Source organism: Hoylesella enoeca JCM 12259 (assembly GCF_000613405.1).
Classification (GTDB): domain Bacteria; phylum Bacteroidota; class Bacteroidia; order Bacteroidales; family Bacteroidaceae; genus Prevotella; species Prevotella enoeca.
Window position 1 is genome coordinate 24,728 of sequence record NZ_BAIX01000009.1, and the last position, 15,890, is coordinate 40,617.

At 46.6% G+C, this 15,890-nt stretch carries 9 protein-coding genes and 1 pseudogene; 6 read left to right on the top strand and 4 right to left on the bottom strand.

What is annotated here, in order from left to right:
- Positions 1-223 precede the first annotated feature (223 nt).
- From JCM12259_RS04565 to JCM12259_RS04590, 6 genes are all read left to right on the top strand, one after another.
- Complete coding sequence (locus JCM12259_RS04565; protein ID WP_025065580.1) at positions 224-3,712, top strand: SusC/RagA family TonB-linked outer membrane protein; 3,489 nt, start codon at positions 224-226, stop codon at positions 3,710-3,712.
- Between the two features lie 5 nt (positions 3,713-3,717).
- The gene (locus JCM12259_RS04570) at positions 3,718-5,259 is read left to right on the top strand and encodes a RagB/SusD family nutrient uptake outer membrane protein (RefSeq protein WP_025065581.1); all 1,542 of its coding nucleotides are present in this window, start codon (positions 3,718-3,720) and stop codon (positions 5,257-5,259) included.
- Positions 5,260-5,308: 49 nt separating this feature from the next.
- Positions 5,309-5,938 (top strand): hypothetical protein, encoded by a 630-nt coding sequence (locus JCM12259_RS04575; protein WP_025065582.1) that lies wholly within the window; start codon positions 5,309-5,311, stop codon positions 5,936-5,938.
- 1 nt (position 5,939) lies between these two features.
- Complete coding sequence (locus JCM12259_RS04580) at positions 5,940-6,410, top strand: hypothetical protein (RefSeq protein WP_025065583.1); 471 nt, start codon at positions 5,940-5,942, stop codon at positions 6,408-6,410.
- A gap of 68 nt (positions 6,411-6,478) precedes the next feature.
- Positions 6,479-7,792 carry a thioredoxin family protein gene (locus tag JCM12259_RS04585; protein ID WP_025065584.1) on the top strand — a complete coding sequence of 438 codons (1,314 nt, stop codon included), beginning with the start codon at positions 6,479-6,481 and terminating at the stop codon, positions 7,790-7,792.
- Positions 7,793-7,802: 10 nt separating this feature from the next.
- Positions 7,803-10,649, top strand: a complete 2,847-nt coding sequence (locus tag JCM12259_RS04590; protein ID WP_025065585.1) for a M16 family metallopeptidase — start codon at positions 7,803-7,805, stop codon at positions 10,647-10,649.
- Between the two features lie 4 nt (positions 10,650-10,653).
- Here JCM12259_RS04590 and JCM12259_RS04595 read toward each other — a convergent pair whose 3' ends face one another.
- The 4 genes and pseudogenes from JCM12259_RS04595 to JCM12259_RS17740 all read right to left on the bottom strand — a co-directional run bounded on the left by JCM12259_RS04595 (position 10,654) and on the right by JCM12259_RS17740 (position 15,524).
- Positions 10,654-11,982 (bottom strand): retropepsin-like aspartic protease, encoded by a 1,329-nt coding sequence (locus tag JCM12259_RS04595; RefSeq protein WP_081784152.1) that lies wholly within the window; start codon positions 11,980-11,982, stop codon positions 10,654-10,656.
- A 181-nt stretch (positions 11,983-12,163) separates the two neighbouring features.
- Positions 12,164-13,454 (bottom strand): annotated as a pseudogene (locus JCM12259_RS13845) (L-cysteine desulfidase family protein).
- Position 13,455: 1 nt separating this feature from the next.
- The gene (locus JCM12259_RS13850; protein ID WP_374188304.1) at positions 13,456-15,369 is read right to left on the bottom strand and encodes a protein-disulfide reductase DsbD family protein; all 1,914 of its coding nucleotides are present in this window, start codon (positions 15,367-15,369) and stop codon (positions 13,456-13,458) included.
- On the bottom strand, positions 15,315-15,524 hold the full coding sequence (locus JCM12259_RS17740) for a hypothetical protein (RefSeq protein ID WP_374188305.1): 210 nt from the start codon (positions 15,522-15,524) through the stop codon (positions 15,315-15,317). Before JCM12259_RS17740 ends, JCM12259_RS13850 begins: the two co-directional genes overlap by 55 nt.
- Positions 15,525-15,890: the final 366 nt, after the last annotated feature.

The window sequence follows — 15,890 nt, forward strand, 5'->3', positions numbered from 1 at the left end:
TGACCGTGTGAATTAAGGGTTGGCATGATCTAAAAATATAAAAAATGTGGAGTTTATGTACAAAATAATGATAGGAGAAGATTGTTCTTAATTTTTATTTGTATATTTGCGACTAACTTCGATCACAAATCTCTAAAAGGTTTTGAGGTAAATTCAAAGAGAAAATGTATCGAAACCTCATTCCAACATCGTGAAAACGAAAAATAACTTAATGGTATCAAATATGAGAAACTTCATGAGTAACACCATGATCTGGCATCGACTGCCATTCAAATTCTTGGGACTTGTCCTTTGTTGGGCTTTCGCTTTCCAACAGAATGTAGGCGCACAGACGACGAACAAGACCGTATCGCTTTCTTTCAAAGACAAAACCGTGACCGAAATCTTGGATGTTATTGCGCGCCAAGATGGGTACACCGTGAACTATTCGGATGAAGTGAAGACTTATCCCACGACGCTCACGGTTTCGTTTGACAATGTTACAGTGCTTCAAGCCACCCAACAGTTGCTTTCGCACACGCCGTTTACTTACAGTGTGAGCGGTAAGGAAATCAAAGTTTTCAAGTTGGATAACCGACAGTTGGGCAACTATCAGGTTACCGGCGTTGTGAAAGAACGCAACGGAACGACGATTCCTTTTGCCACAATTCAGATTAAAGGCACTAAGACGGGTATCACGACGGATGCCGAAGGGCGATTTACGCTGAAGACGGACAAACGCAACGGCGAGCTCACGGTATCTTGCATAGGTTTCGCAACGAAGTCGGTGGCTTTCAATGCGGATAAATCTTTGAACATCGTTTTGACAGAAACAGCCCATACTTTGGGTGAAGTCTCAGTGATTGCTTATGGTAAACGTAATACAAGAGAACTTGTCGGAGCTATCTCTTCGGTAAAATCCGACCAACTGCAAAAGATGCCTAACTCGAGCATCGAGACTTTGTTGCAAAGCCGAATGGCCGGTGTGGAGATTACCAACCTATCGGGAACACCGGGCGGAGGCGGTTCGCAAATCACCATTCGCGGTTATAACTCACTCAACCAGCAAGGAGTAAACGACGGTTCGCCGCTGTTCGTAGTCGACGGAGTGCCTGTCGTCTCCACCACCTCTACCCGAACGGGCGGTATCAACACGCTGGCAGGTCTCGATCCGTCGACCATTGAGTCGGTGGAAGTGCTTAAAGATGCCGCTTCGGCATCGCTTTACGGCTCGCGGGCATCTAATGGTGTGATTCTGATTACAACCAAAAAGGGACACAATGGTAAGTCGAAGTTAAGCATAGATGTATCTCAAACGCTGTCGTGGTTGCCTGCTACGCCTCTCCAAATATCAGGAAAGGGCGAGCGAGACTTTGCTTCTCTCTTAGCTAAACACCAACGAATAGGCCATTATGATTGGGCAACTAACCGACTGGTAATACCCAGGAATCACAATGATACGTGGGGATGGGACTCTAACTATGATGGAGCCTATGATTATTTTTGGCGTAACGGTAAGGTGCTTGATAACAATTCGGGTCTTCCCGGCGTTGTGCAGGACTCCCTGAATACCTTTTATAACAATCGCACTAACTGGTGGAAGTATGCTTTCCGAGTAGGACGCATCACGAAAGCAGATGCCCAACTGTCGGGCGGAACCGACAATGTGCGTTATCTGGTCAATGCAGGTGTGTACGATGAAAAGGGTATTATGATCAGCTCCAGCTTCCGTCGGCTCAGTCTTTTATCTAATCTTGACGTGCGACTCTCGCCTTCGCTCGATATGTTCGTGCGTTTGAACATGGCCTATACCAATAAAAATGCAGGGGCGGATCAAGGTAAAATCCAAGGATTGACATTCGACCCGAAGAGTACTTCGACGCTGTTGCCGGGCCGAGGATCCATTGCCGAGCAAGAGGCTTTACGCAGATTGCGCGACGTTCATCGTGATAATTCTAACTATAACATACGTGTCAATCTCGGACTGAACTATCAGATTCTGAAAGGTTTGAAGTTTTCCTCCACGGTTGCATTGGATCATTATTTCACGCGTTCATACACTTTCACGCCCAATTATCTCACACAGAATCGGCTCTCGGAGATTAATGCCTCTAATGTTGCTATGACAATGCTGCAAGCCGAGAATCTTCTTACATACAAATTCGACATCAACGGACAGCACAACTTTGAAGCAATGACCGGTATTACCTATAATCACGACCTGCTTCAAACAATGTCCGGATCTGCAAAAGGTGGCCCTACAAATCGCATCCGCTATGCAGGCGAAGGATGGCCGCAGCTTTGGAAAAATCCGTCGGGTACGATAGAAGCCTTACAATCGCTGCTGACCAATAAGGAAGAGCAAGCTATGATGAGTTATTTAGGCCGTTTGGCATATAATTATAAGAAGCGTTATCTGGGCGAGTTCTCTGTTCGTTCAGACGGTTCTTCTGTCTTCGGAAGCGACGTTCGATGGGGGACCTTTCCCTCGGTAGGTCTCGGTTGGGCATTCAGTGAGGAACCGTTTATGAAGAATCTATGGTGGTTGAGCTTTGGAAAGCTGCGTGCTTCGTGGGGTAAATCAGGTCAGAAGTTTCAAGAAGCATACTTAGCCTTAGGCGTAATGTCGGAAGCTAACACTTTCTTAGGCAGTTTAGGACTCATCCCTTCGTTTATGGCGAACAATAAACTAACGTGGGAAAAGAGTGACCAATACGACATCGGACTCGATCTTCAGCTATTAGACTATCGGCTGAAAGTAAAACTTGACTATTATTATAAATATTCTTACGCGCTTCTGATGCAGACCCCGCTGCCCGGAAACTTCTTCCTTACTGATAAGGTTTGGAATAATTCGTCGGCTCTTTCCAACGAAGGTATCGAGTTAGAGGTGCAGGGCGACATCATTCGTAACGACAAACTGAGGTGGACGTTGGGCTTCAATATCTCCCACAACCGCAATATGTTCCGCAAATCTTACGGTAATGAAGATCTGCCAGATAAGGTTTTAGGGCGTTCGATATACGGAATCTATACCTATAAAGATGAAGGCATCGTGCAGAATGAGTCCGAGATACCTTATTATTATAATATGCAGGGCAAGCGGACACCGCTTTATTTCGGTTCGGAGAACTATCCATTACGCGTGGGCGGGCGCCGAATCAAGGACCAGAATATGGATGGAAAGATCGATTCTGAGGACAGATACTATGCGGGAAGCACGCTTCCGATGGCTTACGGAGGTATTTTCAGCTCATTGCAATGGAACGGTTTCACTGTAGATGCACTCTTCGGATTCACCTTGAAACGCAAAGTAATGAATATGGTAAAGAACTCTGCCTTCTCGTTTACAAAGGAATTCGGTGTTATGATGAATGATTATCGAAAGAAAAAGTTCTGGACTCGTCCGGGCGATAAGGCAGACTATCCTTCTTTGGAATTTGCAGATCAAGGTTATATCGGGCAGTTTGACGGCGATATCGACAGTAATATCGAGACCATCAGCTTCTTACGCCTCAAACAGTTGACTGTCGGATACACCTTGCCTAAGCAGTGGCTGAAGTCTTTCTTTATCAAAGACATCAACATATATTTGTCCGGTGAGAATCTGTTCTTACTCTCCAACTACTCCGGAGTAGACCCGGAGGTCATCAATCCATATACTGGAAAGGACCTCGGCGACCAGTATCCGCTTAATCGTAAGATAACATTCGGTGTCAATTTTAAATTCTAAGACAAATGAAACAGTATTTGATTGCCTGCGCCTTGTGCATCGCTTGCACATCGTGCAACCTCGATATAGAACCCGAGAACGGATTGACTTACACCAATTCGTTCAATACCGAGACAGAACTGAACGCCACAACGTCGTCCATTCAGTTCTTTATCAACTCAGCAGTACCTGAAAATCAAGTCTTTATTACTGTCGGGGCAAAAGCAGATGAACTTAAAGATGGCGAACAAGTAAGGCAATGGAATCCGAAGTCTGTCATCGATGTACAAGACTGGAAAGGACTTTATGACTTGGTATTTGAATGCAATCTCTTGCTTGATAATATCCATCGGACGGCAGGACTTACTGAGGAGCGTCGCAACTTTCACGTAGGACAAGCCGAATTCGGCCTTGGATTGGCTTATTTAGTGCTTGTTCAGCGTTACGGAGATGTGCCTATCCCCATCGATTCAAAAACAATCGCAGTTTATGGAACATCTCCCCAGATGCAAGTCATCAACACAGCCATCGAGCATGCACAGAAAGCGTTTGACATTCTGCCCATTTACGGTCAGTTGAAAGATATCAACGGTAGTGTTGTTGTTAATAAGCAATATGCTTCGAAAGGCGCTTGTGCTGCGCTGTTGGCCCATCTTTATGCGTGGAAAGGCAGTGTGATAGACCTCTATAAACTGAAAGGTGATGCACAAGAAGCCTATCGCAAGTCGGTGGAATATGCCTCGATGCTCATCAATGGGCAAGTGGGACCCTATCAGTTGTGCGCCAATCCCGAGGAGTTGTGTACATATTTGTCCGATCCCTCACGTGTAAACCCCGAAGCAATCTTCACAATCGTCTATGACATCAACCGTTCTACTTATGCCGTTACGCCTAATCACACGGCCTCGCAATATGTTAGCTGGCCAGTGAAAGAAACCTCTCTGCTCGGCGATATCGTGTCGGAAACTGATCTTCGGATATACAAGAGCACTGTGAAAGCGATGTATTCGCCTGACGACTTACGTTTGCAAGCTTTCTTTTATAAGATAGACAGCCTGCATGTCGTGGATGGTAACGATTACGCTTTGCTCTATAAATTCCGTAAAAGCGTATATGATGCCGACCAATATGCGCCCAGCGGTAAGAGTTTTCGCAGTTTAAATGCCGACTATGTGTACTGGCGCTTGGCCGATATTTACCTGCTTCGCGCCGAGTGTAACGCGAAGTTGGGCAACCAGGCCCCGGCAATCGAGGATTTGAATAAGATTCGGGCGCGTTCCAACTCACCGTTATTCGGAGCCTCGGAAGATGTTAACGGGCTTGCAAAAGCGATCTTTTTGGAACGCGAAAAAGAGTTAATCGGAGAGTCGGATACACGTTACTTCGATATCATCCGCAACAACTACGTGAACACCGAACTGCAAGGCAAATTCCGAATGCTCACTCGCCAGGATATCATCAACGGTGCCTTGGTGCTCCCTGTGCCGCAAAGCGCAATGAAAGATAAAGATGGTAAGGTGATCAATACCGTCATTCGGCAGAAGGCTTATTGGTTGCCATTTATGTAAACAAGTTGTCACCAGAATTTGAATCATAAAATATCAAACAGACAAGAATATGAAAAAGGCTATATATATAATAGGTGTAGTGCTGCTCATGATGACCAGTATCGGTTGCACCGACTACAATTTGGTGGACACCGGTGAAGCAAACGGCAATCATCAAACCACGATGTGGGAGTATTTTAAGGGCGATTCGTATAACTGGGATTCGCTCAGAGTGATGGCAGAATATGCCGATCTGAAGACGATTTTCGACGGCACGAGTAAGTATGGTACTCAAATCACATTTTTCGGAATCACCAATCACAGCATCCGTCGTTATCTGTTGCAGAATGATCTGAGCCGTGTGACGGACATTCCGAAAGAAGATTGTCGGCGAATGATCCTCGATTGCGTACTCAATCAGCGTATTATGCTTGACGAGTTTACACCGGGGCGCCCCTCGGGCAATCCCGATCGAGTTATCGGTACGGGTGGAAAGACTTATGAAATGTTGTCGGGCAAGAAGTTGTGGATCTATTCTTTCCGCACATCTTACAACGGAGTGCCCGAAGCCGGACCGTTGAATATCTTCTTGGTATCGCCCGACAGTCAGAAGTCTACACGTGTGGCGTCGTCCAATATACAGACACTCACGGGCGTTGTACATTCATTAGATTATAGTTTTACACTTAACGATTTTTAGAATGAAGAATAAACGAATTGGCAGCATTGGCATTTTGGCACTGTTATGTGTGCTTTTTGCACTTTCATCGTGTGATCGAATGAAGGTGGGATACCTCAACACGACGAATGCGTCATACAATCCTGATACCGTTTTTGCTTTTCGCAATATTGATCCGACAAGCGAACGGGCCGTGAATAATGCCCCTTGGACTTCTGTCCGTATACAAGGCGTAGCCGGAACGGTGCCTATCAATTACGAATATGTGAGTGTAAAAACCGCCAAAGGCGGTGATGCACAACGCTTCAACGAGCAAGTGAAAAAAGGAAACGTATTGATTCAAGGCGGGATTATTCAACTTTTCCAAGCCGGAGTCAAAGAGATTCCCAACGGCGAGTATACACTTACCATCCGCGTTTACAACGAAGATCATTCTGCATTATTGAAAGACATCTTCACTTTTGTTGTGAGTGACGATGATCCTAACATGTAAACAAAGAGGAGGAGAGGGTAGGAGCCCGTCTCACCTCTCATAAAACGAATACAAAAAACATATTAATGATGAAACCAATCAAATATTTTCTATTATCGATCTGCCTGCTTATGTCGCTTGCTTCCTATGCACAGGGAAGTGCGAAAGGTATCAAATTCTTTACCGGAACATTCAGTCAGGCACTCGATGAAGCCCGAAAACAACACAAACCGGTGTTTGTCGACTTCTTCACCACGTGGTGCGGACCGTGCAAAAGGATGGCTCGCGAAGTATTTACACAAGACTCTGTGGGTGCATTCTTCAATGAAAAGTTCGTTTGTTTGCAGTTAGATGCAGAGAAAAAAGAGAATGTCGACATCGCCAAACAATACAAAGTGGATGCTTATCCCACATTAGCTTTCATCGGAAACGACGGTAAAGCCATTTCCGTCAACGTCGGTGCGATGGACGCCGGAGCCCTGCTTGAAGCGGCACGGATGGCTGTCGGCGAGGCCATCGGCTTTGAACAACTATACGAACAGTATAAAAAGTCGCCCACAGATTTGGCCATTCAACAACAGTTATTGTTGAAAGCCCCCAACTTCTTGGGTGCACAAGAAGGGATGGAAGCCGAGAAATGGATTACACGTATCCGCAAATTGTATAACAATTATATTGAGAGTAAAAAGGGTCCGGCGCTTATCAATAAGCAGGATTACCTCATTATATCGGCTCTCGGCAATGAAGATAAAGACAAAAAGACGGCTATGGCCGACTTCATCAATGCCCATCTCCCCCAATGGAAAACCGTTGTAGGCGATGCAGCAGCCTATTACGTCATTGAGCATAACGATGCCTTGATAGAAGACTTAGCCAAAGCCGGAGACTTGAAATATAAAGATTGCGTAGCCAAAATCAATAAAGAATATAAGGATGCGTATGCCGTGATTCCACAAACGGGCATTGCTCCCTATGATAAAACAGTGCTTTACAGCGACGCACTCTATCAACTTTATAAGCACAAAGATGCCGGCAGCTACATCAAAGCAATGAATGAGATGTTCAACCGATTAGGAGACAAAGCTTCGTCAACTGATTTCGGCAAGGCAGCCCAGGATCTTTACTATGCCGCCGGCAGTAAGTTGACGGCCGATCAACACCGACAGGCCATCCAATGGGTCGAGAAAGCCTTGCAGAGTGAGGTCTCAGTAATGGACAGAGTGAACTTCCTTGTGATGATCGGAGACTCTTATCGTGAGCTGAAAAACTACTCCAAGGCTCGCGAATACTATAATCAGGCTTATGCAGAGTCATTGCAAATGGCTAAACAAGAAGCTGCTCAGCAGATGATTCAAGTAGCTGTGATGCGCAAACTCTCTGCTTTGGAATTATTGGAAAAATAAAATCGCAATTATGTTTGGCATCAATCGACTTGCAAGACGTATGCAACGCGTAGCCGTGGCGATGCTTTTCACAGCTTCGACACTATGCGTTTACGCCCAAACAGACGGTTTGCGGCAGGGCAAACTGCCTAATGGTCTCACCTATTATATCTGCCGCAACACCGGCACTCCGGGTGAAGTACACTATTATATGTATCAAAACGTGGGAGCGATTTTAGAAGATGAGCGCCAGATAGGCCTTGCCCACGTGCTCGAACATTTAGCTTTCAACACCACAGAGCATTTCCCCGACGGCGTGATGACATTCCTACGAGGCAGTGGTTTGCAGTCGTTCGAAGCGCATACAGGCTTGGATGAGACACGTTATGCCGTTCACGATGTACCCGTCAACGACCCAAAGCTCAACGAGAAAATGCTGTTACTACTCCGAGATTGGTGTCACGGCATCAAGATTCTGCCCAAAGACGTGGATAAAGAGCGCGGAATCGTCATCGAAGAATGGCGCCAACGCAACGATATCAATCATCGTTTGTCGGATGCCATTGCCCCGGCCATCTACAACAAAGCCAAATATGCCGTTCGGAACGTTATCGGAACAGAGGAGATTCTGCGGTCTTTCAAAGTAGCAGACGTACGCCGATTCTATGACACTTGGTATCGACCGTCGATGCAATGCATTGCCGTTATCGGCGACATAAACCCTGCCAAGATCGAAAGTGAGGTGAAACGGGTATTCAGCTCGTTATCTGCCGGCAAGCCCACAACAATCGGCGATGCACGGATAATACCCGACAACACGGCACCTCTTTATTTCCGGTTTATCGATAAAGATAATGTTTCGGCCTCACTCGGTTTGTATCAGCGCAAGAAAGCATCTCAGAGTACTGCCCGAAAGGGTGCAACAGACACGTATTTATTGACACAACTGTTCAACAAATTGGCTCCCCGACGTTTCGCAATGCTGCGAAACCAAGGCTCTGAGAACTTTATTGCCGCTTCGGTCAGTTACAGTCCGCTTGTGCGCAATTATGTACAGAATGCGTGGGATGTGGTGCCTTATCGCGGCAATGCACTCCAAGCACTGCGTCAGGTGCTTGAAGTGCGTGAATCGATACGCCGCAACGGCTTCTCGAAAGAGGAGTTCGAGGAGGTCAAAGCAGCGATGTATAAGGATATGAAAGCTGTTGTCGAGAGCAAAGAAGAACTCGGAACACCTGACAATCTAATGGATATGTTCAAGCAAAACTTCCTTTACGGCGATCCGATCACACCTTTCAAGGAGCGCATCGGAGAGTCGTTGGAACATTTGTTAGAATTAGAAGCAGACGATCTCAATACCTGGATTCGTTCTTGGATGGATGATACCAATCTGTCGTTTATCACCTATTCTCGTACACCCGATGAAATGAACGTCTCACTCGAGCAGTTCATTGCGATGTTAGACAGCGTGAAAGCGAAGCCCGTTTCAATAGAGAAAGTGCCACAGCAGATAGAACGCATCGTAGATTTCGACATCAAGCCCGGTAAGATTACGGCCCAGCAGACTATCGAACAACTCGGAGCGAAGGAGTGGAAACTAAGCAACGGCGCACGGGTGCTGTATAAATATCTGCCCGAAGCTAAGCAACGACTTTACTTTGCGGGGTCTGCGACAGGCGGAAAATCTGTTGTTCAGCCTGCAAATTTGCCTGCTTACGCAGCAATGAGAGCTCTTGCAATGCAGAGCGGCGTATATAAGTATAACCGTAACGATCTTTATCAATGGGTGAAAAACAAGGATTTTGAACTCACGTTGTCATTGGAAGATTATTCGGATGCCATCGGCGGTAACTCATCTATCAATGATGCCGGCGACTTTTTTGCTTATCTCCACTTAGTTTTGGCGCATCAAACATTCCGTCAACACATTTTCGATAAGTACGTTCAGCGCAGCAAGTATATCTATGAGACACGAAACCGCACGGGAATGGCAGCCGTTCAGGATTCTATTCACGATATTCTGTTCCCGCCAAGTGCTGAAAATCCCAAGGCTAACACGGCATTTTACGATCGGATGAAGCTCGATGATGTAGCGGCTGAGTTCAAACGCCATTTCGGAAATGCTGCAAACTTCACGTTCTGTTTGGTCGGCAGCATTCCCGAAACGCAGGCCCGGCAACTCATAGAGCGGTATATCGCCTCGCTGCCAGGTGTTCCCGGTACGCCGAAAGTACAGATCCGACCGATGGATTACGCTTCCCCGGCCCGTGAAATCAATCGAGAATTGACAGCAGATATCGATGGCGACATCGGCGAAATCGAAATATCGTACAGCAACGACAAACCGCTTACCGAACGCGAACAAGCTGCTTGGGAAGTATTCCGCAGTATTTTGGAAAACCGTTTCTTCACCGTGTTGCGCGAAAAAGAACATATTACATACAGCATTGCCGTCAACGCATCTTATCAGGAGCATCCTGCTGTCAGCGAAACACTGGGCATTCATTTCACCACCGAGCGTTCGCGAACCGATGAAGCCAAGTCGATGGCCTATCGATTGCTGGAAGAAATAGCCCGCGGTAATTTCTCGACAGATGAGTTCAAGAACGCTTTGGTACCATTGGCAATGGACGAAAACACAGCGGATAACGACGACGCACAGCGCCCCGAAGCACTTTTGTGGATGGGAATACTCAATCTTTATGCCGAGAAAGGCAATGTGCCGCCCGTAGCCGACAATGAGAAAGAGGACAATCCATTCGGTCTCCTAACACCAAACGATGTCAAAGCCGTGGCAACCAAGGTACTCACGGGCGCCAAACATCGCGATATCGTGGTAAAATCATTGCCGCCCCAAGAGCGAAATTGGGAAAAGTAACTCTTTAATAGGGCGTCAGCGAAACTGCCATATGATCCAAATCGAATGTCACGAACTTGAACTTCTGGAAGTATTCAAGACCTACATTGCCATCGAATGATGCCGGAATATTGCGGTCGGATTCCGCTTCCATACTGATAAAAACGTCGGGAAGTAGGTAGCTTATGCCTCCGATACCGAGCGAAAAGTCTTTCAGTAGATAGCCTTTGGTAACCGAGATGCCCCCTACTCCGGCCGAACTGTTCACCGTTCGGGCACCTTTATAAGTAATGACGGCGGCATTGCGTTTGAAATATCGATAATAGAGCGTGGCCAAATGGCCTGCTCCTGTATCGGGATTTACAATCAGCGTATCGCCGTCGTGCTCCATTTGTAATTGCATCAAACCGTTAGACGAGTTCATACAAAGATTCGGTTCCGACTTTGCGGGCACTTCACGGGAAACAAGCAGACGGTTGCCCGCAAAATCGATTTGCACCTTTCGCAGCAAACGCATCAGCGGAATACCCATTACACAGTCCATATGACGCAGATATTGGTCGGCAACGGCATTGCCGGACGTGATTTTAATGACATTGAACGGCACATTGCGCAACACTAAGTTACCCAATTTCACTCGATCGGCAAGGGCCACTCCTCCCATCACCATATTCACACCGGCCACCCACGAACGCGCATCGATCATCCGCATACCGCACTTTCGAGCCAGCTCCGGCGATATAATGTTGACACCGGCACCTGTATCGAAGTTGATATCACACCCTATTCCGTTCACCTCTGCGGGTATTGTCATCTGTATACTACGCTTTTTCTCAGGTCCGATCGAGTCGATACGGAAAGGAATGTCACACGCTTTGAGATCTCCCTCAACCTTATTGACAGCATATTTAGCCATCTCACGGAACTGCCTTTCGTGTGAAACAAACATCCGAGCATACGTACTGTCGAGCTTGTTCTGCGCTTGTTGCAGAAAATCGCGTAGTATGTCGGCTGCCTTTTTGTTATGACCGGCCTTGCTCTCGTTTGCTGCCAGCAGGTAAACCATCGACTCGATGTTGGCTAATCCCATCTTGCTCCGATGCTCCTTCAGCAGCTTTCGAATCGAGATAGCGGCCTCCTCGGAACGGTTGAAAGCGTCGTCGAGCAGGGCCTTGGCCATATCCCTAAGGAAAGGCGACATCAAGTGACTCTCTGTCTGATATATTTTCCGCAGACGAAACCAGTCGGATGCATTCATCGCAGCACCCGCCCGCTCGTCTGCTAATTGTGCCATTGCTCCGCCGCAAACGATTAGCAGCCACACCAGTGTCAAGATTCTATGAACGTTTCTCATGCTGATTCTCCTTTGATGAATATGTCGTAAAGATATGAAAAATAATGATATAAAAAACGGAGAATGATCAAAAATCGCACAACTCACCGTTAATCGCACGCTGATTAACGCTTAAACGCACTGCAACTAACGGTTAGTTACAGTGCGTTTAACAGTTGATTGGAAAGCAGTTGGAGCTGTCCTAACAATTGCCCTTGTGTGTCATGATGTCTAAAACCATTTCGTCGGTGGTGCACATGGCATCTGCTCCGATACTTGTCAGATTCCGGATAGAACGGTCTACATCGTCATCGATGATACCTTCGGCCGACGTTACACACCTGCCTTCCATCGAAAGAAGGGCCGAAAGAAGGGCCGTTGACACACCGGAAGAAACTTTCAGAGAACAGCTTGGCTTGGCTCCGTCGCACAACATACCTGCTAAATTGGCGATCATATTCTTTATGGAATGGCAGATTTGCTCGTAGTTGCCACCCATTAGATACGTAATGCCACAGCTGCTACCCGTAGATGCCACCACACAACCGCACAAAGCGGAAAGCTTACCGAGGCTCTGCTTGATGTAAATGGCTGTGAGATGGCTTAACACCAATGCCCGAATAAGTTCTTCTTCGGTGTTGTTGTTCTCTTGCGCATAAACAACGACAGGGTTGGTAGCGCATATTCCTTGGTTACCTGACCCCGAATTGCTCATCACAGGAATCATTGCGCCACCCATACGAGCATCGCAGGCTGAGGCCGTTCGCGATATAATGTGCGAGTAAATGCTGTCGCCGAAGATGCCGTGACTTAGTGGACGGCTCATCGTTTTTCCTAAACAGTGGCCGTAATTGCCTTTGAGCGACTCCTCAGCAGCTTTGATATTGTAGTCGCGTGTTTTCAAAATGAAACGGAGTTCATCAATCGGCGCAGTTGTGGCAAAGTCGTAAACCAATCGCATATTGAGTTGGATGTCTCCCTCTTCGGTTGCTGTTGAGGCTTGATGACGCTATCCAATAGGGCGTTCCCATCTTTTTCTATGTACACGAAATTCGTATGTCCGCCCGCAATAATAGCTGTCGCACTATGATTTTGAGCTTCACAGACGATCTCTATATAAAGTTTCTCCGTGATATTTTGTTTCAGTTGGATGCTGATTCGGTTTTCTTTGGTAAGCGTTTTACCTTCTTCGAGCGTCTCGGGAGTAAGATCTTTAATAACCTCTAATTGATATTCAGACTTTCCTACGATAGCTCCGAGGGCGATAGCAATGGGTAATCCGATCATTCCCGTACCTGGAATGCCTACTCCCATTGCGTTTTTCAGGATATTGGCACTCAACAGTGCCGTGATCTTTTCAGGTTTCCGACCAAGCGTTTCAGTCGCTCGAGCCGTGCAGAGAGCCACCGCCATAGGCTCCGTACACCTACGGCGGGGACTACCTCTTTATGAATTAAGGTGAGAATCTTATCTCGTGTGTCTTTGGTCAGCATTTTAGCGTCGATAGTTTTCTAATCCTTTGTCTAAGAATTCCAAGTAAGCGGGAATGTCTTCTTTATAAGAATACGATCCTGTTAGTGGGTTTCCTTGATTGTCGACAGCCACATAGAAAGGCTGAGCGTTGGCTCCGAACTTGCTACTTTGCAGATAACTCCATTTGTCTCCGATAGTTCTTAGTGTACGCTTCTGCCCGTTCAGTTCGATTTCCATCGGTTGAGCGAGCGGTGTTTTATCGTCGACAAACAACGAGATGAGCACATAATCCTTGGTAAGTTTATCCGAGACGCGCGCGTCTGTCCACACGGCGGCCTCCATCTTACGACAATTCACACAGCCGAAACCAGTGAAGTCGATCAGAACCGGCTTTCCTTGTGCTTTGGCTGCAGCCATTCCTTCCTCATAATTGGTATATTTCGCTTCCACTGTCTTGGTATTCAGATTGAAGTCTTGCGTGTTGATAGGCGGTGCAAAGGCGCTGACAGCCTTGCAAGGAGCCCCCCAAAGCCCGGGAATCATATAAATCGTGAAAGCCAACGAACACAATCCGAGCATAATACAAGCCACTGGCATCGGCTTATTTAACTCTCCGCCGATGGTGTCGCTTTGGAACTTCAGCGAGCCGATAAGATAGAGTCCCAGTGCGCCGAATATCACAATCCACAGTGAAAGGAACACTTCACGGTCGAGAATGTGCCATCCATAGGCGAGATCGGCTACTGAAAGGAACTTCAAAGCGAATGCAAGTTCTATAAAACCGAGCACGACTTTCACCGTGTTCATCCACGAACCGGACTTCGGCGCTTGTTTCAAGAGCGACGGGAACAATGCAAACAGGGTGAAAGGAAGCGCTAATGCCACTGCAAAACCGAACATTCCGACTGCCGGACCTACCCAATTGCCCGACGTTACGGTCTGAACGAGCAGCAATCCGATGATGGGTGCGGTACAAGAAAATGATACCAGCACCAGCGTAAACGCCATTAAGAATATCGAAATGAGACCGGTGGCCTGCGAAGCCTTAGAATCTACGGAGTTAGCCCAGCTGTCCGGCAACTTGATTTCAAACCAACCGAAAAACGAAAAGGCAAAAGCAACGAGCAATGCAAATAAAAAGATGTTGAAGACTGCATTCGTAGAGAGTTCATTAAGCTTGCTGGGACCGAAGAGGGCAGTGATAATTAAGCCTAAACCTAAATAAATAACGATAATCGAGATGCCGTAAGTAATGGCGTCGCGGACACCTTTGCGTTTGTCGTCTTTGGACCGTTTGAGGAAGAAACTGACTGTCATCGGGATGATAGGCCATATACACGGCATTACCAAAGCCAACAAACCGCCCACCAACCCCATTAAAAAGATGTAGAGTAATGAATGGTTCGCAATATCATTTGTACCGCCGAAAGCCTGTAACTGTTGAACGACGGGATTCCAAAGCGCCTGTTCTTCTCCCGCCGACAACTGTACATTGGCAGCTGAATCGACGCGAGCTCCGGCGGCATTCTCAGTCATTGACACAGCCGAATCAGCTTTTACCGCAGCAGAGGTGCTCGGATCTATCTGTTCGTCAGCGCCTTGCGGTTCGTTTTTTTTTATGTTATCGGCAGCCACGGCAGGCGATTTCCCGCTCTGTTTGATACTGACCGACGTCGGCGGCATACAGTTTTGATCATTGCAAGCACCGTATTCCAAATAAGCATCGATGGTATAATTGGGTTTCGTGAATTTCACTTTCTGCACGAATTGCACGCTACCCTCGAAATAACGGAGTTTCATTTCAAACAGCTTATCATACTGTGCGATCTCCTTCCCACGCGGAGTAAGCTTCCCGACAAGTTCAACACCATCGAGCTTCGTCACATTAAACGTGGCGGAAATGGGCCCGTCACTTCCCAAGTTAGTTGAATACACATGCCACCCAGCATCGATTTTCCCACTGAAAACAATCTCGCTTCGGCCGTCTTGTTGGTTTTCAGCTGCGTGGAGAACTTCACCGGATTGAGCATTTGTGCATTGGCAATCAGTGCAAAGAGCAGGCATGTTGCCAGCGTCATCATTTTTTTCATATACGATTTATGTTTGAGGCTTGATTTATTTGTTATTATATAATACGTCAGTAAAACCAAGAATGTTACTTTGCACTGCTCTTTTTCTAAATTTTTAACGATAAAGAACCGCCAATTACTCTTTATTTCATCTGTGAAACAGCGATTGGCGATATGAAAATAGATGACAAAAGCATAATTAAATCATGAGCAATCAAATTGTGATGAGCGACGATCAACGTTTCAACTAACAGTGAATCGCAGCCCAACTAACCGTTAATCAGTGTGCAACTAACCGTTAGTTGCAGTGCGATTAACTGTCAATTGAAACAGCATTTGGCGAATCGGCATATTTTCAGTATCTTTGTTGCCGTAATTATTACTTAA

Excerpts from the sequence above, each read along its gene's own strand:
- JCM12259_RS04565 (WP_025065580.1), top strand. The coding sequence starts at position 224 with ATGAGAAACTTCATGAGTAACACCATGATCTGGCATCGACTGCCATTC.
- JCM12259_RS04570 (WP_025065581.1), top strand. The coding sequence starts at position 3,718 with ATGAAACAGTATTTGATTGCCTGCGCCTTGTGCATCGCTTGCACATCG.
- JCM12259_RS04575 (WP_025065582.1), top strand. The coding sequence starts at position 5,309 with ATGAAAAAGGCTATATATATAATAGGTGTAGTGCTGCTCATGATGACC.
- JCM12259_RS04580 (WP_025065583.1), top strand. The coding sequence starts at position 5,940 with ATGAAGAATAAACGAATTGGCAGCATTGGCATTTTGGCACTGTTATGT.
- JCM12259_RS04585 (WP_025065584.1), top strand. The coding sequence starts at position 6,479 with ATGAAACCAATCAAATATTTTCTATTATCGATCTGCCTGCTTATGTCG.
- JCM12259_RS04590 (WP_025065585.1), top strand. The coding sequence starts at position 7,803 with ATGTTTGGCATCAATCGACTTGCAAGACGTATGCAACGCGTAGCCGTG.
- JCM12259_RS04595 (WP_081784152.1), bottom strand. The coding sequence starts at position 11,982 with ATGAGAAACGTTCATAGAATCTTGACACTGGTGTGGCTGCTAATCGTT.
- JCM12259_RS17740 (WP_374188305.1), bottom strand. The coding sequence starts at position 15,524 with ATGAAAAAAATGATGACGCTGGCAACATGCCTGCTCTTTGCACTGATT.